Genomic DNA, 19,864 nt, shown 5'->3' with positions numbered 1-19,864 from the left:
TTATTGACTTATTGCTACTTTTTTGATATAGGCTCATATTGTTGGGTGACTTCTTCAGCAAAACAGCCCTCGCTAAACAGCCTAAATGACTTTCAGCGAGAGCTGTCAATTTTTCGATAAAATCTCTAATCTATCCCCGGAAGTAATTCACTCCACCGGCGAAAATCGGTTGATACTTATTACCAGGAACATTAATCGCTATCTGACTTCCGGTTCTTTCAGAATGGGCCATTTTGCCTAGAATCCGTCCATCGGGACTGGTGATCCCTTCAATCGCTTCGTAGGAGCCATTCGGTGTATAAACAATATCATTGCTAGGGTTACCAGCGAAATCGACATATTGAGTTGCAACCTGCCCATTAGCAATCAACGTCTCTATCATATCAGTGCTAGCCACAAATCGTCCTTCTCCATGTGAAATGGGCACGGTATGAATATCTCCGAGGTTTACCCCACTAAACCAAGGGGATAAGACGGAAACAACCTTCGTTTGGACCATACAGGAAACGTGACGCCCGATTTTATTATACGTTAGGGTCGGGGATTCCTCCATCAAATCGATGACTTCTCCGTATGGAACGAGCCCCAGCTTTATTAAAGCTTGGAAGCCGTTACAAATCCCGAGCATTAAACCATCACGGTGCTTGATCAATTCCAGCACCGCTTCGTTAATCCGAGGATTTCTGAACATGGTCGCGATAAACTTGCCAGAACCATCCGGTTCATCTCCGGCACTGAACCCTCCCGGAAGCATGACGATTTGCGCCTGCTTAATCTTTTTAACCATCTCCTGAATGGATTGTTCCACATCTGAAGCCGTTAGGTTTCTGATCACCAGAGTTTCAACCAGACCTCCAGCTTTCTCAAAAGCCTTAGCCGAATCGTATTCACAGTTAGTACCTGGAAATACAGGAATAAAGATTTTTGGTTTGGCGATTTTAGGAGAAGCTTTTTGAGTATTCCGCAAGCGATAACTTATTTTTTGTGGTTTGGAGACTTGCTCGGTTTGCGTCGGGAAGATTTTTTCCAAAGGCTTTTCCCAAGCCTGTAAAGCAACATCCAGCTCAAGATTCACTTCATTAACCGCGATCACAGGTTTTTCTTGGGTATTGCCGATCAGTTGGTACGCTACCCCGCCAAAAACATCCGCTAGATTGACCGTTTCTCCGATTTCTAAGACTAGCGAGCCATAGTCCGCCGAAAACAAATGTTTAATATCTATCGGACGATTAAAGACCATCCCGATTCGATTGCCGAAAGACATTTTGCTGAGAGCAGCAGCCAGCCCTCCCATTGTTACGGTATGGGTTGCCAGAACAACTCCAGAATTTATTAACTCAGTAATCTTCTGATAGTTTTTAACCAGCCGTTCAAAATCCGGAATTTCATGTTCATCTCGGGTGGCAGCAACCAAAACGACTTGACTACCGACCTGTTTAAATTCTTGAGACACAACCTTATCGGCACGGGTGACATTGACGGCAAAGGCAACTAAAGTCGGAGGTACATGCAGATCCATGAAGGTCCCAGACATACTGTCTTTTCCTCCGATGGCAGGGATTTCCAGTTTTTTCTGCGCATAAAATGCCCCGAGTAAAGCACTAAACGGTTTTCCCCACTTTTCCGGATCTGTCCCAAGTCGTTCAAAATACTCCTGCAGGGTAAGGCGTACGTAACGATAATCTCCACCCAGGGCAACGATCTTAGTCACCGCATCAATGACAGCATATAAGGCACCGTGAAAAGGACTCCATTTAGCCATCTGTGGATTATAGCCATAGGTCATCATCGTCGCAGTATTCGTTTCTCCAGTGAGCACGGGAAGTTTAGCCACCATGCCTTCTGTCGGAGTTACTTGATACTTACCACCCAACGGCATCAGAACTGAAGCCATCCCGATGCTGCTGTCAAACCTTTCCACCAGTCCTTTTTGGCTACAGACGTTTAAATCAGCTAAATTGGCCAACCAAGCTTCTTGCAAAGCGAGATGTTTGTTTTCGGCAACTAAAGCCTTGGTGACTGCTTCCGGCAACCTATTAAAATAGTTCATACTTGCCTCAGGAGTGGTTACTTGAACCTTCGTTTTTTGCTTAACACCATTGGTATTAAGAAACTCTCTGCTGATATCGACAATGGCCTGTCCCCGCCAAAGCATCTTAAGCCTAGGGTTATCACTAACCCGGGCCACTAAAGTGGCCTCAAGGTTTTCCTCCTGAGCATACATGGCAAACGACTCAAAATCCTCAGCTCGAATAACGACTGCCATACGCTCCTGAGATTCAGATATAGCTAACTCAGTTCCATCAAGACCCTCGTATTTTTTCGGAACAGCATCCAGGTTAATTTCTAAGCCATCCGTTAATTCGCCAATGGCTACAGCCACGCCACCCGCTCCAAAATCATTACATCGTTTAATCAGGGTACTTACCTGAGCATTACGGAAGAGCCTCTGAATCTTTCGTTCGGTTGGCGGATTTCCCTTTTGCACTTCCGCTCCACAAGTCAGTAAAGACTCCGCGGTGTGTTCTTTGGAAGAACCCGTAGCACCGCCACAGCCGTCCCGACCTGTTCTCCCGCCGACCAGTACGACAACATCCCCAGGCTCAGGGGCTTGACGGACTACGTTTCCGCGAGGGGCCGCCGCAATTACAGCCCCGATTTCCATCCGTTTGGCCACGAAGCCTTCATCGTAGACCTCGGCGACTTGCCCAGTGGCCAGACCGATTTGATTGCCATAAGAACTATAACCGGAAGCCGCGCCTCGAGTTATCTTTCTTTGGGGTAACTTGCCTGTTAAGGTATCCGCTATTTTCGCCCTGGGATCGCCGCTTCCTGTCACACGCATTGCCTGGTAGACATACGTACGACCAGACAAGGGGTCCCGGATAGCACCACCCAAACAAGTAGCAGCGCCGCCAAACGGTTCAATTTCTGTGGGGTGGTTATGGGTTTCATTTTTAAACATAACTAACCATTCTTCATTTCGGCCGTCGATATCGACATTCACCACAATACTACAAGCATTGATTTCATCCGATTCATCAAGATCTGGTAACAGACCTTTTTTCTTCAGTTCTTTCATACCTAATATACCAATGTCCATGAGGCAGATATCTCTGTTCGGAGGATTTTCACCATACACATAATCCCGAGATTCAAGGTATTCCTGATAGGCTGTTGTCAAAGGGGTTGCAAAATCCCCTTCAGCAAAAGAAACCTCTTCAATTTTGGTAAAAAAAGTAGTATGACGACAATGATCGGACCAGTAAGTGTCAATAACCCGGATCTCAGTAATCGTCGGGTTTCTTTGCTCTGTATCCCGGAAATACTCCTGACAGAAAGTCAAATCCTCAAAACTCATCGCTAAGCCGGTTTCTTGAAAGAATGATCTCAACTCAGCAGGCGCCTTTTCCATAAAATGATCGATGGTCTCTACATTTGGTGGAATAACGGTTTCAAATTCAAGACTTGTGGGTTTTTCTAAAGAAGCTTCCCGTGATTCAACAGGGTTAATACAATAGTCCTTGATTCTACTGAAATCTTCCTCTGATAATTGGCCTTTTAAAACAATCACTTTAGCCGAAGCAATATTGGGCCGCTCTTTCTGCGTCAAAATCTGGACACATTGGGCAGCAGAATCCGCTCGTTGATCATACTGGCCGGGTAAGTATTCCATGGCAAAAACTAGATCCTCAGGGGAAATCTCCAGTTCCTCGTCAAACACCAAATCCAGCGGAGGTTCAGCAAAAATAATCGGACGGGACTTTAAATACTCCTCATCCGTAATACCGGAAATATCATAGCGGTTAATAATTCTCAAGCCTGCCAGTCCTGCAATTCCTAGATTCTCCAATAAATCGTTATAGAGACCCTGAGCTTCAATATCATAGCCCGGCTTTTTTTCAACATAAATCCGTTTGACTTGTGATCCCATAAAATCTACAATCCTCCATCAATTAATATTTTTTAAGCGGCATTGGTTGTTTCGCGTGTTAAATATGTATAAGGCCATAGCACTTGTCTATGGCCTCGTCGCGCAATAATAGGTACAAAAACTCTTAGTCTGCATAATATCATGATTTTGCTGGAATTAAAAGAGGGGGCGACTTGTCTTACATATTCACCCCTGTCGTTGCATCAAATTCCTTCTCCGCGCCCGACTTAGTAATGTACTTGATTTGGATACTAATAGTTTGCCCATTCTCAAATTTAAACGTATCCCAGCCGTTTTCATTGTTTAACTCTGAAACATATAAGTCTAAGTCTGTATTACCTGAACTGGGTAAGCCTATATCCGTCCCCTGTGTCACCATCTCGCCATTAACAAAGACAGCCATAGGAGAACCAACTATAGCAACCGTCGGGTTGTAGTCCCAAGCCCATTGAACATGTGCTCCGAATTCTGTATATCTCATGATCATGTATTTGATCTTTGTCGTTTCGGTAAAAGGTAATAGGACATGAAAATGACCATCCGGTTTGCCATCTTTCGTTAGGGCTTTAGGATTCAGGATATCGTCTTTTAAAGCAATCCACCTAAAACTCATGGTCGAGGTTGTTACATCGGTACTTTGAGTTTTTGTGGGTGGCAACTGAGACGATTGGGTGGATGTTTGAGTAGATGGTTGAGGTGGATTAGTTGGGGGGTTAGTTGTGGATTTTGTTGAACACCCGGCGGTTATTAAAAAAGGCAATAACAGCAAGGTCCATAAAATTCTTTTCAAACCAATAAATCTCCTTTTGATGGGGCATTTTCAATGATTCATAAAACTACATTACTGACAAAGCCCAAAGATACAATGAGGCGACCGTACCATAAGGAGTATACCTTTTCCGATATCTCTCGAATTTTTCCTTCGAGAGTTCCTTGAGGCCATATAAATTCATCATTCCTCTGCAGATTGCTAGATCTTTGTAGCTTACAACATCCGGTCGGCAGAATGAAAAAATCAGCAGCATTTCGGCGGTCCAAACTCCTACTCCATGAAGTGAGGAGAGTTTTTTGATGATCTCTTCGTCAGTTAGTGTATGAAGGCTTTTAAAATCTACAATTCCTAAATTAGCAGCATTGGCAATGCCTTTGATATATCCGGCTTTTCGCTCAGACATACCGCAAGCTTGAATTTCAGGTAGACTTACTTGGGCAATAATCTCTGGGGTAATGTCTTCCAACAGCGTACACAATCTGTTCCAGACAGTTGCTGCAGCTTTATTGGAAATCTGTTGACTAACAACACTGGAGATAAGTGCTCTAAATGGATCAGGCGTAATTTGCCGTTTTATGATCCCGATTTTGTCAATAGCCACAGCAAGCTTTTTATCCTTGCGTTTCAGGTGGTCTATCTCCTTTTGACCATATTCAAAAAGCGCACACCCGGGCGCAGAGACTTGTTCCATATTCATACCTCCAGCAAGTATTCTATCACAGAGATATTCTCAGGGAAATACAGCCGGTCGTATACATTATATAAGATAACGGAATTGTAATGATCACAAATGCTGTTATAGAAATTACAAGCCTTTTTTAAGCAACATTATATCACAACCTAATACTTTAATAAGAAACTCCGCTACTTTTGTTCTAAGTAACGGAGTTAGTGTAGAAAATTGGTCTGTTATGAAAGAGTCCTATGTCAAAAAAGAGTCTACAAAACGCCCAAGTGCAATTTAAATCGAACATAGATGGCCAACGTCATTAACATAAAGATGAAAGAAATAGACCAATAGTCCCTTGAAGCAAAAGAGATTTCGCGTATGGATGTGCAAGCCCGCGTTAAGCCGTACCCCCGATTAAGCATGGCCATCGATAGCGAATTGGCCATCAAAATCGAATTGATAAACATAGGAATCATAATTGGAAGGTATGAGCGAATAGGACCAACAATCCCCTTCTCCTTGAAATTTGTCCCACGCGCCTTTTGAGCTTCTAAAATTAGCTTGCGCTTTTTATCCAGGGTTGGAATAAATCGTATCGCCGTTGTCAACATCATCGATACCTCGGCAGGGACTTTCATCTTCTGAAAAAATTGAGTGAAGTCATCCATAGAGGTGGTCAAAGTCAACACAGACGAAATGATCATCATGCTAAAAAGACGTATGATAAACGTAGTGCCCATTAGGAATCCACCCACAGTTGCTCCTAATCTGTCTCCAGGCAAAACATAAAAAAGGATCACTTGACTAGAAACCCGATCGAAACGCTCAGGAGCAAACGTGAATCCTGTGATTAGAATAATCGATATTACGATAGGGATCAAAGGAAGCAACATTCCCCAGATCTTACGCAACGGGATCTTTATCCACACGGCTAGCAGACTTATCAAAGTTAAGATTAAAAGTTGATACTTTGGATCTTGAAATAAAAAGGAAAGAATGATGAATCCTATAAAGCCGAACATTTTAGTGCGTACATCGAGACGGTGAAGTAAGGTGTTTCCTGGTAAATACTCTATAAACATCCCGTTTTCTCCCCGCTTTCGAACATTGCCGTAAACTCACTTGATTCAATTAATATTTCTTCAGCAAGAATGTCCTTTAACTGTGAAGAGAGCCTACAGAGTTGAGGTGGGACAATGGCAGAGTTAAGCAGAAGCGATTCGTTGGAAAAAACATCTTGAGGAGTACTGTCTAAAAAAATCCCTCCGTCTTTCAGGACAATGACTCGCTTAGCATATTGCGCAACTAAGTCCATATCATGGCTAATCATAACAATTGTGGTCCCAGCGGCGTTCAGGTTACGAATTAAGGTCATCATTGTCTGAACTCCTGTCCAGTCTGAGCCAGTGGTCGGTTCGTCAATGATCAATAGTTTAGGCTTTAATACAAGAATTGAAGCCACGGCAATCATTTGCCGTTCTCCTTTGCCCAAACTAAACGGATGAACACTGCGAAACTTTTCTAACCCAGTATACTGAAGGACCTGGTCGATTCGTTCTTTGATAACTTTGCCTTTATATCCCGCATTTTTAAGTCCGAATTCTAATTCTTTCTCGACAGTAGTGGAGAATATTTGGTGATCAGGATTTTGAAAGACATATCCAATAGTTCTTGCCAAATCAGACGTTTCATACTGTAAGGTATTCATGCCTTCTACAATAACCTCTCCACTGGTTGGTTTCAAAAGTCCATTAAAATGTTTGGCCAAGGTTGTTTTCCCTGCACCGTTTTGCCCAATTAAAGCTACGAACTCGCCAACCTCAATCGTCAGATTAATTCCCCGCAATGCAGGTTGACCTGAGTTGTACTGGTAAATCAGATTGCTGACCTGAACTGCTTTCACTTTGTCTGTCAAATTCGATTCCTGCTTTTTAAGATAATCTTTTTTTTGCCTTTCGCCCTGCTGATGTCCGTATTTAGGAAGCAATCCTCTAATCAAGCTTTCGGTAGATGGAATGTCTAAAGGGATTTGGGCAAAAGAAATCCAGCCTTTTTCGTAGAAATTCCATCCAATCTGACTGACTGGCAAAGGTTTAATCCCCCACTGACGCAAGAGGGTAAGATTGCGAAAGAGCTCAGTTGGGAGCCCTCTCCAAGCTACTTTCCCTTCGTTCAGAACGACGACTTCATCGGCCTTATGAATCAGTTCTTCGCTGGAGTGTTCGACTAACAGAATGGTCAAATCCTTGTGGCGTCGTAAATCATCCAAGGTTTGATAGATTTCTGATCGTCCTATCGGATCGAGCTCAGACGTGGGTTCGTCCAGTACCAGAATTTCAGGTTCCATCACTAAGACACCCGCAATCGCCAAACGTTGTTTTTCTCCACCTGAGAGTTCCTCAGTCAAACGTTGATTATAGCCTTTAAGGCGAACTTTTGCTAAGGTTTGATTCACACTCTCTTTAATCTCTTCAAAAGGAACCAAGTAATTGCGGGGACCAAATGCGGTATCTTCTTCGACCGTGCGACCAATAATTTGTGTCTCCGGGTCTTGCAGGACAAGCCCGAGCACTTTGGACAACGACTGGACTGCTGTTTTGCCCACATTCTTTCCAGCTACGCTTACCTGTCCTGTTAGATTTCCCTCCATAAGCTGTGGAATCAAGCCATTAAGACACAAACTTAAAGTTGTTTTCCCTGCCCCTGTAGAGCCCATCAAAAGGATGAATTTCCCTTTTTCTACCGTTAAGCTGACGTTTTTTAAACTTGGTTCCACTGCATTCGGATATCGATAGGAGATATTACTGAGTTCGATGGCATTTTCCATGCGTTGAACAATTTTGGCGTTTTCTAATGTCTCCACGGTTTTCACCCCATCACCTAAATGAGCCGACTTCCTTTAATTGCTTTGTAGGCGATTGCCGAAATAATTACGTTCAGAGCTGCTCCAATGACGAGAAAAGGCATTAGTCCAATAACCCCTCCCATTCCCATCAGCGGGTACATAGCCAAGGATGATACGACACCATTAAGGATAATTCCAACGATGATCGCAGGAATCAAACCGAGCTTCTCATTCACCCACCGGTAACACAAAGCCCATAGAGCCATTTGGAAAGCAATATACAGATGGACTGGAATCGTCATAGGAAATCCGACAACCGCAGAGGTCAGCAAATGCCCAAAAGCAATGACGATGGCGCCCGTTAGCCCGCCAAAGGCCAGGGCACTAAAAAATCCGGGTGCGGAATCCATACCAATGGTTCCAACAGGACTCGGGATCTTAATGAGCGCTCCCACTGCACTTAAGGCAATAAAAATGGCCATTATCGATAGTCTTTTGATATTCCAAGCGGAGAGTTTTAAGTCCCGTTGTTCTGTTCCTAAATTACTCATAAACTATTCCTCCTTAAAACTTAGTACAATCTACCGATTTTAGTTAAAGGTAAATTGGGGAAACTAGAAAATACCTGATCTAAGACCGCGGCCGATAATGATGACAAGGCAAAGATAAGACATGTCGACGGTCCCCCAGATTTATCTAAATCAAGCGTGCAGGTAGGATCAATTCGCAAATGACCATTAACTGTAGCGGCAAGTTGGTCAGCTTCTATACGTATCCCTCTTGACCCTACAGGAATGATATCGTGAATACCTGAGATGCCTAAGAGAACCTGAATAGCTTTCACTTGAACAATTTCTGGATCATCAGGATTATTGAGCTCAGGTCCGACTTTAGGAATGCCTAGACAATAGACAAAATCCCCCAGTTGAGCTGTTCCTATGCGCAACTTATTTTTTTCGACGACACCAATGGCACTAATTCCGAGACCGGTTTGTTTTGTGGTTATGTTTTTTTCCGTACTGATCGCCATAGAGAGAGTTTTTAAGCCGACGGATTCTAGTTCATCGTTCACCCCCTTTAATAGCTCATTCCCTGTCGGGTGCGGCTCATTAGAAATCGCCACAGTCAACATCTGGGGCACAGCCCCAGTGGAAAGGACCTCCAACAACGCAACTCGTGTAGTTAACTTTCCTGTAATGAACCATGAAATCTTAAACGCATCAAGTTCTTTCATCCCGATTCCACCGCAGGAATCACAGGAAGCAACCAGATATTGTTCTTTATTTATCGAAACAACCTCAACATCCCGACCCAGATATCCCAATCGTTTACACCCCATCCCCTTAAACAAATAAAGCTCATAGTCAAATCTTCATTTTCAACGTTAGATCGAAAATGAAAACCGACCATGAACTTTACCTTGATTCATGACTTACAAGGTTACAGGCAGGTCTCCTGACTCAGAGTCATCAACTTTTTGCGCCTTCCCAGTTTCCCAGTGGCAATGCATAAGTTTCCTCTTTACAGTGGTGGGTCCGTCCGGGATTCTCACCCAGTTCCCTATTCTCCCTTTTAAGGGCACCAGTAACACTGAATATTTAGTTATATGTATTTTAAGGCAAACATGATTGGATTACAAGGTAATTTCTAGGAAGATACTTTATCGTTTATTAAATTAGACGAAATTTTACTTTGTGATTTCCTCGTTATGTGCTTTCTTACTTAAAAGTCCGGCCGAAGCAATAAATTTCAAAGCATCTTCAGAAGAAGCTTCGAGCTGTTGGACTTTCTCTTCTGGTACAAGAATCAGATTTCCGGCCCATTGCATGGATTGCATTAAGTAGACTGCCACGTATCCCTTGGGAATAAATACGCTTTCTTCGTCATTCGTCAGAAACCCTAACAGCTTTAGCTCATCGGACATATTGACCATGACTAAACGCGAGAAGCCCTTCTTATTTGCTGAAAACGAATTCACTGTGTCTTTAATAATTCCATAGATGCTCCCAAGCAGTGGCACTTTAATAAAGATCTTATCCACATAATCCAGTAATCGGTTCGTCAACCAGTTCGAGGCTAATAAACCTACCAGGAAGATGACAGTAAGTGTAACAATCAGTCCCAGTCCAGGGAAATATAAGCCTGCACGCTCCAGTAACCCTTTAAACAATCCATCCGTTATTAAAAACATTTTATATACAATGTAGAACGTAATTGCTAAAGGTGTTAGGACTAAAAGACCCTTTAGAAAAATTCCGATAAATTTCTTCAAAGTTTTCCTCTCCAAATTCCTAAAATAAAATTGACTTATTAGGTATTAGTTCTTTATTATCCAACAGGTCTATTATTATACCAGATAATGCCAATGTCAAATTCTTAGGAACTTCGCGAAACTTTTAACGGCCTCATCGCCCCGACTAGGAATGAAGAAAGCCAAAATACGTGAGCACGAAAATTCCGAGCACAATCCTGTAGTAAGCAAATGGTTTGAAATTCTTTTTGCTTACGTAATTCATAAACGCTGAAATTACCATCCAAGCCACAATAAACGATACCAAGAACCCAACAGCTATAACCAGTATCTCATGCCCCGACAAGAACATTCCATTTTTCAAGAATGTGTAACCAGAAGCTGCAACCATCGTAGGAATTGCCAAAAAGAAGGAAAATTCAGCCGCAACGACTCGAGAGGCACCCAATAACATTGCCCCGATTATGGTCGCAGCAGAGCGCGAGGTACCAGGCACCATGGCTAAACATTGAATAAGACCGATGAAGAAAGCAGTCTTGTAATCCAAATCTTGGATTGAATTTATGCGAGCAGAAGAGCTCCTGCTTTCTATGTACACTAGAATTAATCCCCCAACAATTAGAGAAATAGCCACAACTGTCGTATTAAACAAATGTGCTTCTATGTATTTATCTAATAAGAATCCTATACCAAGAGCGGGGATTACTCCCACAATTGTCTTTTTCCACAACTCAAAAATTCTATGATTTTTAGAAGAGTTGTTATGACCCAGTGGAATAAGCCTTTTCCAAAAGTAGACAACCACCGAAAGAATTGCACCTAGTTGGATTACAACATCAAACATCTTCGCAAATTGCCCCGTGAACCCGATAAACTGGTTAACTATAATTAGATGTCCTGTGGAAGAGATCGGAAGAAATTCGGTAATTCCTTCGACAATTCCTAAAATTATAGCGTTGATAAAATCATTCATTAAATCATCTCGTTTCTACAATAATTTTTGGCGTGTTTCAGCCTTCCCTCCACTACTTTACTCTGCTCCTCAATTAAATACAACTACAGTTTTGCTAACTCATGCATGAAATGATCTATCGTTTTGTCTCAGGCAAATATGGACACCTTTTTCTACAGCAAGCCCTCTATGATCAGCTTAATCTGAGCGACTTTGATATCCTTTTCCAGGGCGGTGATTTTCGAAGCTGAAGCCTCACTCTCTTGGCAGCATCCAGTTTCTTCTGTACGTCTTGATGGTTGACTCTTCAGTGTGGATGGCCGCTTGGAGACCTGAGGCCTCTTTTCTCAACTCGTCCCGCTCAGAGGTTATTTTCGTGACTGCGCCTTGGTTGGCGGCTACATCATTCTCTGCCACAAAGGACTCCCGTTCTTCCTCGGGAATTCCCAGGAGGATAATTGCCTGAGTGTAGCTCAAATTCGGAATCGATTCCGAATTTGAACTGTAAGGGCATCTAAAATAGATTGTTGGATTACAGATCTTTCACTACTCGAAGGCTTAGAACACAAGACTATAACAAATATAAATTTTTTTACATTAAATATTTTTGTCAGAAAATTCTTGGAATGCTTCCAAGGTTTTAAAGGTATTTTTCAACATAACTGCTCCAACGTTCCATTTACCATGGGTACCGCTACTCATTGACATTTAACCTTAGCCTGTTCCCCTTTAAGAAAAGAGAAACAGTTAAACAAACGCTCTAACAACCTCTAACTGTTAAAATATATTCTAAATGAGCCCCCGCATCACATAGACCGTGATGCGGGGGTTCATTTACTACTCTTCGGTTGGTAAAGTTTCCTCAGAATCCAAAGTTATGGCCTGCGTTTTTTCACATGGAGCATCAAAATCAAGGAAGATTAGCACTAACAAACCGATGATGATCGCCAATTCGTATACCACAATGCCCCCGATCAGGACGGGCAATTCTTTAGAAGTAGATTTGCTTTTGCATTTGCACTCGCATTTTTTCTCGCTCATTTCAGCAACTCCTTTAGTGTGTTCGTGTTGGTAATATATTCCACAAATACATTAAAGGAAAGTTGGCCCTAAGCAAAAACAGCTACTCTTCAATTCTAGCATTTTACGAACATTCTGCTTGGCAATAGTAACTGTTTTAAGCAGCTAATTAATGACTTAACCTGCTGAGGAAGGCCTTGGTTAGGGTTTTCAGAAACTATCGCTAAGTGAAAACCCTAACTTCAAGAATTTGGGTTGACAATTACAATCTAACAACTTATGATATGTAATGAGGTTGTTAGTTGTTACTTATTTGCTATTTGCTATTCGATACTTATTTTTTTGCGTTTGATATCCCTTCGTCTGTCTATGCATTTTATTAACCCAGACCTACGCTAATTCAGTAAATACTGTTTGGTAACTTTACGAGGAGGTAGAACAAATGAACGAACTACAACAAAAGTTATGGCCTTTTATAACTGATGAACAATGGAATGATTGGCATTGGCAAATGTCCAACCGAATTACAACTCTTGGAGGATTACTTGAAGCGGTGTCTCTTCCGTCCGAAGAAGCAGGTCAAATTGAGCGTTGCTTAAAAAATTTCCGAATGGCAATTACGCCTTACTACTTTTCCCTGATGAGTCCCCAAGACCCTAAGTGCCCTATCAAAAAACAAGCAATTCCTTCCATTCATGAATTGCGGAAATCTTCATGCGATTTAGATGATCCTCTGCATGAAGAAGCCGATTCCCCTGTACCAGGGCTAACCCACCGCTATCCTGATCGTGTACTACTTCTAGTAACGGACCAATGCTCAATGTACTGTAGGCATTGCACCCGCAGAAGAATGGCGGGACAAACCGACCAGGCTCTGCCATTAAATCGATTTAAGCTCGCCCTGGAATATATTCGTTCCAACCCCCAGATACGCGATGTGCTGATTTCGGGAGGAGATCCCTTTACCCTTTCGGATGAACGTTTGGAGTTTATCTTGTCTAATCTGCGGTCGATTCCCCATGTTGAGATCATTCGGATCGGAACAAGAACTCCTGTCGTCCTGCCAATGCGCATTACGGATCACCTCATTCAAGTTTTGCAAAAATACCACCCTGTTTGGATCAATACACATTTCAATCATCCTCAAGAGCTCACCGCTGAAGCTCGTAATGCCCTAAATAAGCTTGCCAATGCTGGCATTCCACTAGGGAATCAATCAGTTTTGCTTAAAGGAATTAATGATTGTCCGGTCATTATGAAAAAGCTGGTTCATGAACTCGTCAGATGCCGAGTAAGACCTTACTACATGTACCAATGCGACTTATCCAGTGGCATCGAGCATTTCCGGACATCGGTAAGCACCGGTTTGGAAATTATCGAAATGCTCAGGGGACATACCTCTGGTTTCGCTGTTCCTACCTTTGTTGTCGATGCTCCGGGCGGGGGCGGTAAAATCCCCTTGCAGCCCAACTATTTGATTTCTCAATCAAGCGATAAAGTTATCCTGCGCAATTATGAAGGAGTCATCACGGTATATCAGGAACCCGAAAACAAAACAAGAAGCTGCGAAACATGCTCCGAGACCTGTTCCAGCTCGAAAACCCGCCAGATTGGTCTCGCTAAGTTGCTGAAAGGTGAGCGGATCAGTCTAACACCCCAAGAAAACATGCGCTTGGAGAGAAGGAAAATGGTTTCTGGTCGTTGCGGAGGTGGAGTCAATGCTTAACACGATAAGCACTGTGAATTGCTCAAACACCATTAACGTGGATGAGAGGAATAAACGGTTGGTTGTCGACGGTTATGAACTTGGAACTAAGGCTTCTTTGCTCAGTGAGCAGCTCGTTGACTTAGCAATAACAACAAAGCTGGAGAAAATATGGCTTTGGGCTTTGCCAGCAGATGTCCCCGAATTTTTAAGATGTGGCTTTCGTACCGAAGGTAGTCTCTTCCGTGGTGATTATGAAGAATTTGTTATCAGCCTGGCCTATTATCCTAGTGAAGCAAGAGGTCAATCCGATAAGTTGCAATCCGAGAATGATATTATCGATAGCGTTAGAACGAAACCAGTCAAGCAGTCACTACGCTTGCCTCTTGGAATGGAGTTAAAGCTTTTAAATGAATCCAACGCCGAGCAAATATCACAACTACTAAGCCAAGTTTTTACCAGTTATCCCTCACCAGTAGAAAATCCTCAATACATTCGCACCTTAATCCAGAAGGGTAATGTTTTTGCCGGAGCATTTTCACAAGACCAGCTGATTGGCGTAGCAGCTGCTTACCCCAATCCAATTCTTAACCGCTGCGAAATGACGGATTGTGCAACACTAGAAGATTACCGGGGGCATTCTCTTTCCGAACGATTACTATGTATCTTGGAGCACGAAGTTCACAAGCACGGTTCATTTAACCTATATACATTGGCCCGTGCCCAGTCCTACGGAATGAACAGAGTCTTCCACAAACTTGGATACAGATATCAGGGGCGTCTGATTAACAATTGTCATATCGCCGGTTCATTTGAAGACATGAACCTTTGGGTTAGATATGCATAGGTCAATAGTCAAAACACAAGCGTCCTCACTCCACTTTAATAGTGAAATGAGGACGCTTATTGATTGTTGTAACCACTTGAAATTTTGGAGACTGAGTTTTCACACATCCCCTTAGGTTACGCATTCCCACGCAGATTATATAGGTTAAACATTTTGTCACAACAGCCTTGCCCTTGTAATACTCTTCTCGCCATATTTCTGTTTAACAGAATCTATGACCTTAGTCAAAGTTTCATGATTCTTTTGTGGCTCAGGAAACAACGAAAGTTGCTGTTCTAATTTATCAGTCAGATTATTCGCTGTCACCCCAATCAATCTAAGTGCGTGGTTAAGCGGTACCTCCTTTAACAAATTCCGGGCTTCTTGATATATCACGTCATCCAGATCGGTGGCCTGTTGTAATGTATGAGAACGAGACACAGTTCTGAAATCGTCATAGCGGACTTTTAAAGTGATCGTTTTACCTCTTAAAGCCTCCTTACGCAGACGCCGTCCCACATCAACAGCAAGCTTCAATAAGGTTGTCTCTAATACATCCCGAGCCTCAATATCTGTTGCAAAAGTGATCTCACGACCGATGGATTTAACAATCTTTACACTTTCCACAGGTCTCTCATCGATTCCTTGAGCTAACTGAAAAAGCTGACTTCCTAAAACTCCAAATAATTGAGTTAAGAACTCCTGATCAAGGTAACGTAGATCCCTAATTGTTTTGACATTAACCTTATGCAACTGCTCAGCTGTTTTTTTCCCGACTCCCCAGAGCCTATCCACAGACAGCGGGTCAAGAAACTCCTGAACCTTATCGGGGTGAACAATGACAAAGCCATCAGGTTTGCGCAAATCCGAGGCCAATTTAGCCAGAAACTTGTTGCAGGCTAGACCAACTGATGCGGTTAAGCTCAACTCCCGCTGGATACGCTGTTTAATAGCAATAGCAATGGAATCAGCAGAACCAAACAAGCTCGTAGAACCTGTCACATCCAAAAATGCTTCATCCAAGGACAGTGGTTCCACTAGTGGTGTATACGTCATAAATACCTGTCGAATTTGCAAGGATACCTCTTGATATTTAGGCATGTTTACAGGCAAAAAAGACGCATGAGGACAACGTCGGAAAGCCTCGGCTAAAGGCATAGCGGAGTGTATTCCAAATTTTCGTGCCTCATAAGACGCTGTAGCAACGACACCTCGGCTGTTAGGTTTTCCTCCAACCACGACAGGCTTGCCCAGCAATGACGGATCATCCCGTTGCTCGACCGATGCATAAAATGCATCCATATCAACATGCAGTATTGTATTATTTCGGTTTGTCCAATTGTCCATAATATTATTATAACATGCTCCAAAATTATTAAAATATCTATATTATTGCTTTTATTAATAACGCGGCATTGTAAGAGAAGTGATTTCTTATATTAATGAAACAACATAGCCGCCACGCCAAACAGTACGGTCGTTATCGCCGCAGCCAATAAGGCTGGCTTTAACTTCAAGCGTGAATATTCCATGACTGGAAGATCGAGAATCGTACACAAGGTAACCGTGTTATCACTTAACGGCGAAGCAAAAGCGCCAAAAGTCCCACTAGCAAAGACGGCACCTATGACAAGTAAGATATTGCCTCCCGATTGTTGGGCCAGAGTTACTCCTAAGGGCATTAGTAAACCCCACGTGCCCCAGGATGAACCAATAAAATATGAAATCAGACCACCCAGCAGAAATATTACTGGCGCAATAAAGGTATGAGGAACTCGACCAGCAACTTGTGCAGCTATATATTTGGAGAATCCCAAATCTTCGGACACTGCGGACAGCGCCCAGATCAGGGTTAACATGATAATGACAGAAACTAATTCATTGCCACCTTTGACGAAATGGGTTACGAGCTTGGCAACGCTGAAATGCTGGCATAAGTAAAAGATTAATGAAAGAAATAAAGAAATAAACACGGCCTCAAGCATAACACCTAGAGCGTCAGCTTTAAGGAAAGCACCCATGAAACTACTGGATTTCAGATGCCCGTCCCACCAGCTTAAAAAGATCGTTCCTACTAAGACGGAGATGAGTGGCAGAATTAAATTCCAGGGCTTACTCGGCGTATCCTTCTCGAATGCCCGATAACACTCTTCAAGGTCTTCCTCGCCTTGCAGCGAATTTGGGTCCTGGCCATTTGCCCTAGCATTGCTCGCTTCCTGCTTTCCTTCTCTTTTCTTTCCACCGAAATCACGAAAAAAGCTATAATAAATGCCTAAGGCAATAATTACATACGAAAAAAAATTAAATGGGATACTTTTGATATAAATGATGTAGGGTTCTTCCTTAATCCCCACATGTTGAAGAGCTGTCCCTGTCACCGAAACCATATAGCCAACAAATGCAGTGGCTACAGGTATAAGCACAACGACCGGATTAGAGGTTGCCTCAATGACGAAACCAATCTCTTGTTTAGAAATTTGCAATCTTTGCCTTAAGGCTTTCATGATTGGGGCGATCGTAACGATCCTGAAATCAGGATCAGAAAAAGTACCGATTGTTGATAGCCAGGTTAACAACATTGCTGAACCTTTAGTTTTCACTTTATGCCCGACTAAATTGACAAAACCTTTAATTCCACCGGTCAGCTTGGTTAAGCTGATCAAGCCAGCAAACACATAAAGGAAAATGATGATGCGGATGTTATTCTGTTTAACCATATTATCCACGATATACCCAATTAAAGTCTTTACTCCGCCCAAAATATCCGGCTGTTTCAAATAGCTCCCCAGAATTAACCCAACAAGAAGACCTGGTTGAACTTGCTTTGTTACAATAGAAATCGGAATTACCACCAAAAAAGGCAATAACGCTATCCATGATCCTTCCATCTCAACACTCCTAACATACTTTTTAATCTTCAGTACTTGGTGATTAGGGCTTTTCTCCAATTTAGCCGCCATTTGTTATGCCGGCTTTGACCTCAACTTCAATGTCATGACTATCACTAAAGCGGGACTGCTAACTCAAACATAAGCCCCAAAATACTTCTTGAGTTTTTATAAGACGATTACCGCTCTTATCTTTTCACGGTTTTTGCAGGTTAATACTCTAGAAAGAAACGCGGATATGAATATATACTCGCATAGCAGCTTTTGATTTAGGCCATCCTATAAAGGCAGTTATGAATAACTAGGAGGGATTTACATTGGCCAAACCGGATAATCGAGCGGATAACGAGGCGCACCTGCAAGAACATATCGACAACACCATTGCCAAGTTGCATGAATCAGAGGATTACTTGGATGAGCATGCTGGTGAGATTTCAGCTGATGAGAAGCAAGCTTTAGAAGCTAAAAATGATCGACGTAAAGAAAGTATTAATGGTTTTATAGCGGAAAAAAGAGACGAAGCTCATCACTAAAGCAGCATTTGCACCGTATGTACTTACACGAGAAAGCAGCTCCTACCTATTTTGGTAGAAGCTGCTTGTTATTTTCTTAAAATTTTATAGATTGGCTAACTTTTATCGTAAATTGCAGCGGTACCTGTCAATCTATCGATATTCCGACGACCTGATTTGAGAGTTCTTGCCCTGCTGGAGAGCCTTAGGCAACCAAAAATTGTTAACACTGATTCAAAAGACTGAGAGTTTTGAGTATGCCCTTGCTTAAGCTATGTCAATACCTCTATCAAGATATACATTTTGGATGGCATTAAGCAATTCTATCCCCTCACCCATCGGCTTTTGAAAGGCCTTCCGACCTGAGATCATGCCCATGCCACCTGCTCTTTTATTGATGACTGCTGTCTTGACAGCTTGTTGCAAATCATTTTCGCCTGAAGGACCTCCAGAATTAATCAATCCTGCTCTACCCATATAGCAATTAGCCACTTGATAGCGAGTTAAATCAATCAGATGCTGAGAGGATAATTTTTCATAAACCAGCGGACTGGTTTTTCCAAAGTTTAAGGCAGTATAGCCCCCGTTATTAGTGGCCTGTTTTTGTTTGATTATATCTGCTTCGATGGTCACCCCTAAATGATTGGCTTGCCCAGTTAAATCAGCTGCTGCATCATAGTTAACTTTATCTTTCTTAAAACCATCGTTGCGCAGATAACACCAAAGCACTGTAAACATGCCTAATTCGTGAGCGCGTTTAAAAGCAGCGCTTATTTCTTCAATTTGGCGGCGTGACTCCTGAGAACCGTAATATATTGTGGCGCCAATCCCCACAGCTCCCATTTGAAAGCCCTGTTCTACTGAGGCGAAAAGTCTTTGATCAAAAGAATTCGGATAAGTCAGTAGTTCATTGTGATTAATTTTTAAGATAAAGGGAATTTTATGAGCATATTTGCGAGAGACTGCTCCTAAAACACCTAACGTTGACGTGACTGCATTACATCCGCCTTCAATTGCTAGTTTAACAATGTTCTCTGGATCAAAATAAATAGGATTGGGTGCGAAAGAAGCAGCCGCAGAATGTTCAACGCCTTGATCTACTGGTAATAAGGATAGATAACCGCTACCAGCTAAACGGCCATGGTTAAAAAGCGTCGCTAAATTCCTCAAGACACTATTGGACCGATCTGACATTTCTACGACCCGGTCGATAAAATCCGAACCGGGTAGATGAATAAGTTCCTTGGGAATCGTGGTACATTTGTGTTCTAACAAATCTTTTGCTTCATCCCCTAAAATAGTGATCGTATCATTCTTCAAAATCTTCATCCTTTCACTCGTCATTTTCAACTCACAATTTTCGTTTTTCTGACAGTATCTTTACAGTGAATGTGTTACAGCAAAGTGATAAGTCATCAAAACAAATAAAACAAAAAGGGATAACCATTCTATAAGGATACATACTAGATTCTACGTGTTTCCTAATTAT

Annotated in this window: 17 protein-coding genes and 1 riboswitch; of the genes, 3 read left to right on the top strand and 14 right to left on the bottom strand. The window is 42.4% G+C overall.

Going from position 1 to position 19,864, the window contains the following annotated elements:
- Positions 1-130: 130 nt before the first annotated feature.
- From DSBG_RS01655 to DSBG_RS01610, 11 genes are all read right to left on the bottom strand, one after another.
- Complete coding sequence (locus DSBG_RS01655) at positions 131-3,934, bottom strand: phosphoribosylformylglycinamidine synthase (protein WP_068962489.1); 3,804 nt, start codon at positions 3,932-3,934, stop codon at positions 131-133.
- A gap of 178 nt (positions 3,935-4,112) precedes the next feature.
- Entirely contained in the window at positions 4,113-4,724 is a 612-nt protein-coding gene (locus tag DSBG_RS01650; protein WP_083236677.1) for a hypothetical protein, read from the bottom strand.
- A gap of 46 nt (positions 4,725-4,770) precedes the next feature.
- A complete protein-coding gene (locus DSBG_RS01645) occupies positions 4,771-5,397 on the bottom strand; it encodes a DNA-3-methyladenine glycosylase family protein (RefSeq protein ID WP_068962487.1) in 627 nt (208 codons plus the stop codon).
- Positions 5,398-5,645: 248 nt separating this feature from the next.
- Positions 5,646-6,458 carry an energy-coupling factor transporter transmembrane component T family protein gene (locus DSBG_RS01640; protein WP_068962486.1) on the bottom strand — a complete coding sequence of 271 codons (813 nt, stop codon included), beginning with the start codon at positions 6,456-6,458 and terminating at the stop codon, positions 5,646-5,648.
- On the bottom strand, positions 6,449-8,203 hold the full coding sequence (locus tag DSBG_RS01635) for an ABC transporter ATP-binding protein (protein WP_068962507.1): 1,755 nt from the start codon (positions 8,201-8,203) through the stop codon (positions 6,449-6,451). Before DSBG_RS01635 ends, DSBG_RS01640 begins: the two co-directional genes overlap by 10 nt.
- A gap of 53 nt (positions 8,204-8,256) precedes the next feature.
- Positions 8,257-8,772 carry an ECF transporter S component gene (locus tag DSBG_RS01630; RefSeq protein ID WP_068962485.1) on the bottom strand — a complete coding sequence of 172 codons (516 nt, stop codon included), beginning with the start codon at positions 8,770-8,772 and terminating at the stop codon, positions 8,257-8,259.
- A 20-nt stretch (positions 8,773-8,792) separates the two neighbouring features.
- On the bottom strand, positions 8,793-9,545 hold the full coding sequence (locus tag DSBG_RS01625; protein WP_068962484.1) for an AIR synthase related protein: 753 nt from the start codon (positions 9,543-9,545) through the stop codon (positions 8,793-8,795).
- A 104-nt stretch (positions 9,546-9,649) separates the two neighbouring features.
- Positions 9,650-9,822, bottom strand: a riboswitch (cobalamin riboswitch).
- A gap of 86 nt (positions 9,823-9,908) precedes the next feature.
- Complete coding sequence (locus tag DSBG_RS01620) at positions 9,909-10,493, bottom strand: DUF502 domain-containing protein (RefSeq protein ID WP_068962483.1); 585 nt, start codon at positions 10,491-10,493, stop codon at positions 9,909-9,911.
- A 145-nt stretch (positions 10,494-10,638) separates the two neighbouring features.
- Positions 10,639-11,445, bottom strand: a complete 807-nt coding sequence (locus tag DSBG_RS01615) for an undecaprenyl-diphosphate phosphatase (RefSeq protein ID WP_068962482.1) — start codon at positions 11,443-11,445, stop codon at positions 10,639-10,641.
- A gap of 234 nt (positions 11,446-11,679) precedes the next feature.
- Positions 11,680-11,901, bottom strand: coding sequence for a DUF3102 domain-containing protein (locus DSBG_RS23545; RefSeq protein WP_242877378.1), 222 nt, complete (start codon positions 11,899-11,901; stop codon positions 11,680-11,682).
- Between the two features lie 360 nt (positions 11,902-12,261).
- Positions 12,262-12,465 carry a hypothetical protein gene (locus DSBG_RS01610; protein WP_068962481.1) on the bottom strand — a complete coding sequence of 68 codons (204 nt, stop codon included), beginning with the start codon at positions 12,463-12,465 and terminating at the stop codon, positions 12,262-12,264.
- Positions 12,466-12,886: 421 nt separating this feature from the next.
- On the opposite strand from DSBG_RS01610, the gene kamA reads away from it, so the two are divergent.
- Both kamA and ablB read left to right on the top strand, forming a co-directional pair.
- Complete coding sequence (gene kamA, locus DSBG_RS01605; protein WP_068962480.1) at positions 12,887-14,170, top strand: lysine 2,3-aminomutase; 1,284 nt, start codon at positions 12,887-12,889, stop codon at positions 14,168-14,170.
- The gene (ablB, locus tag DSBG_RS01600; RefSeq protein ID WP_068962479.1) at positions 14,163-14,996 is read left to right on the top strand and encodes a putative beta-lysine N-acetyltransferase; all 834 of its coding nucleotides are present in this window, start codon (positions 14,163-14,165) and stop codon (positions 14,994-14,996) included. The genes kamA and ablB overlap by 8 nt, the downstream gene beginning before the upstream one ends.
- A 156-nt stretch (positions 14,997-15,152) precedes the next feature.
- Here the strand turns inward: ablB and dinB are convergent, their stop codons facing one another.
- Together dinB and DSBG_RS01590 are read right to left on the bottom strand one after the other, a co-directional pair.
- Positions 15,153-16,322, bottom strand: a complete 1,170-nt coding sequence (gene dinB, locus DSBG_RS01595; RefSeq protein WP_068962478.1) for a DNA polymerase IV — start codon at positions 16,320-16,322, stop codon at positions 15,153-15,155.
- Between the two features lie 92 nt (positions 16,323-16,414).
- The gene (locus DSBG_RS01590; protein ID WP_068962477.1) at positions 16,415-17,863 is read right to left on the bottom strand and encodes a Na+/H+ antiporter NhaC family protein; all 1,449 of its coding nucleotides are present in this window, start codon (positions 17,861-17,863) and stop codon (positions 16,415-16,417) included.
- 317 nt (positions 17,864-18,180) lie between these two features.
- Between DSBG_RS01590 and tlp the strand changes: the two genes are divergently transcribed.
- Complete coding sequence (gene tlp, locus DSBG_RS01585) at positions 18,181-18,396, top strand: small acid-soluble spore protein Tlp (protein WP_068962476.1); 216 nt, start codon at positions 18,181-18,183, stop codon at positions 18,394-18,396.
- A gap of 246 nt (positions 18,397-18,642) precedes the next feature.
- Here tlp and DSBG_RS01580 read toward each other — a convergent pair whose 3' ends face one another.
- Positions 18,643-19,704: a class I fructose-bisphosphate aldolase gene (locus DSBG_RS01580; protein WP_068962475.1), complete on the bottom strand. Its 1,062-nt coding sequence runs from the start codon at positions 19,702-19,704 to the stop codon at positions 18,643-18,645.
- Positions 19,705-19,864: the final 160 nt, after the last annotated feature.

The sequence above is a fragment of the Desulfosporosinus cupriresistens genome (assembly GCF_001707885.1).
In the GTDB taxonomy this organism is placed as follows: domain Bacteria; phylum Bacillota; class Desulfitobacteriia; order Desulfitobacteriales; family Desulfitobacteriaceae; genus Desulfosporosinus.
The sequence above is the reverse complement of the archived record's forward strand: the minus strand, read 5'-3'. Positions and strand labels throughout refer to the sequence as shown.

Excerpts from the sequence above, each read along its gene's own strand:
- DSBG_RS01655 (WP_068962489.1), bottom strand. The coding sequence starts at position 3,934 with ATGGGATCACAAGTCAAACGGATTTATGTTGAAAAAAAGCCGGGCTAT.
- DSBG_RS01645 (WP_068962487.1), bottom strand. The coding sequence starts at position 5,397 with ATGGAACAAGTCTCTGCGCCCGGGTGTGCGCTTTTTGAATATGGTCAA.
- DSBG_RS01640 (WP_068962486.1), bottom strand. The coding sequence starts at position 6,458 with ATGTTTATAGAGTATTTACCAGGAAACACCTTACTTCACCGTCTCGAT.
- DSBG_RS01635 (WP_068962507.1), bottom strand. The coding sequence starts at position 8,203 with ATGGAAAATGCCATCGAACTCAGTAATATCTCCTATCGATATCCGAAT.
- DSBG_RS01630 (WP_068962485.1), bottom strand. The coding sequence starts at position 8,772 with ATGAGTAATTTAGGAACAGAACAACGGGACTTAAAACTCTCCGCTTGG.
- DSBG_RS01615 (WP_068962482.1), bottom strand. The coding sequence starts at position 11,445 with ATGAATGATTTTATCAACGCTATAATTTTAGGAATTGTCGAAGGAATT.
- DSBG_RS01610 (WP_068962481.1), bottom strand. The coding sequence starts at position 12,465 with ATGAGCGAGAAAAAATGCGAGTGCAAATGCAAAAGCAAATCTACTTCT.
- kamA (WP_068962480.1), top strand. The coding sequence starts at position 12,887 with ATGAACGAACTACAACAAAAGTTATGGCCTTTTATAACTGATGAACAA.
- ablB (WP_068962479.1), top strand. The coding sequence starts at position 14,163 with ATGCTTAACACGATAAGCACTGTGAATTGCTCAAACACCATTAACGTG.
- dinB (WP_068962478.1), bottom strand. The coding sequence starts at position 16,322 with ATGGACAATTGGACAAACCGAAATAATACAATACTGCATGTTGATATG.
- DSBG_RS01590 (WP_068962477.1), bottom strand. The coding sequence starts at position 17,863 with ATGGAAGGATCATGGATAGCGTTATTGCCTTTTTTGGTGGTAATTCCG.
- DSBG_RS01580 (WP_068962475.1), bottom strand. The coding sequence starts at position 19,704 with ATGAAGATTTTGAAGAATGATACGATCACTATTTTAGGGGATGAAGCA.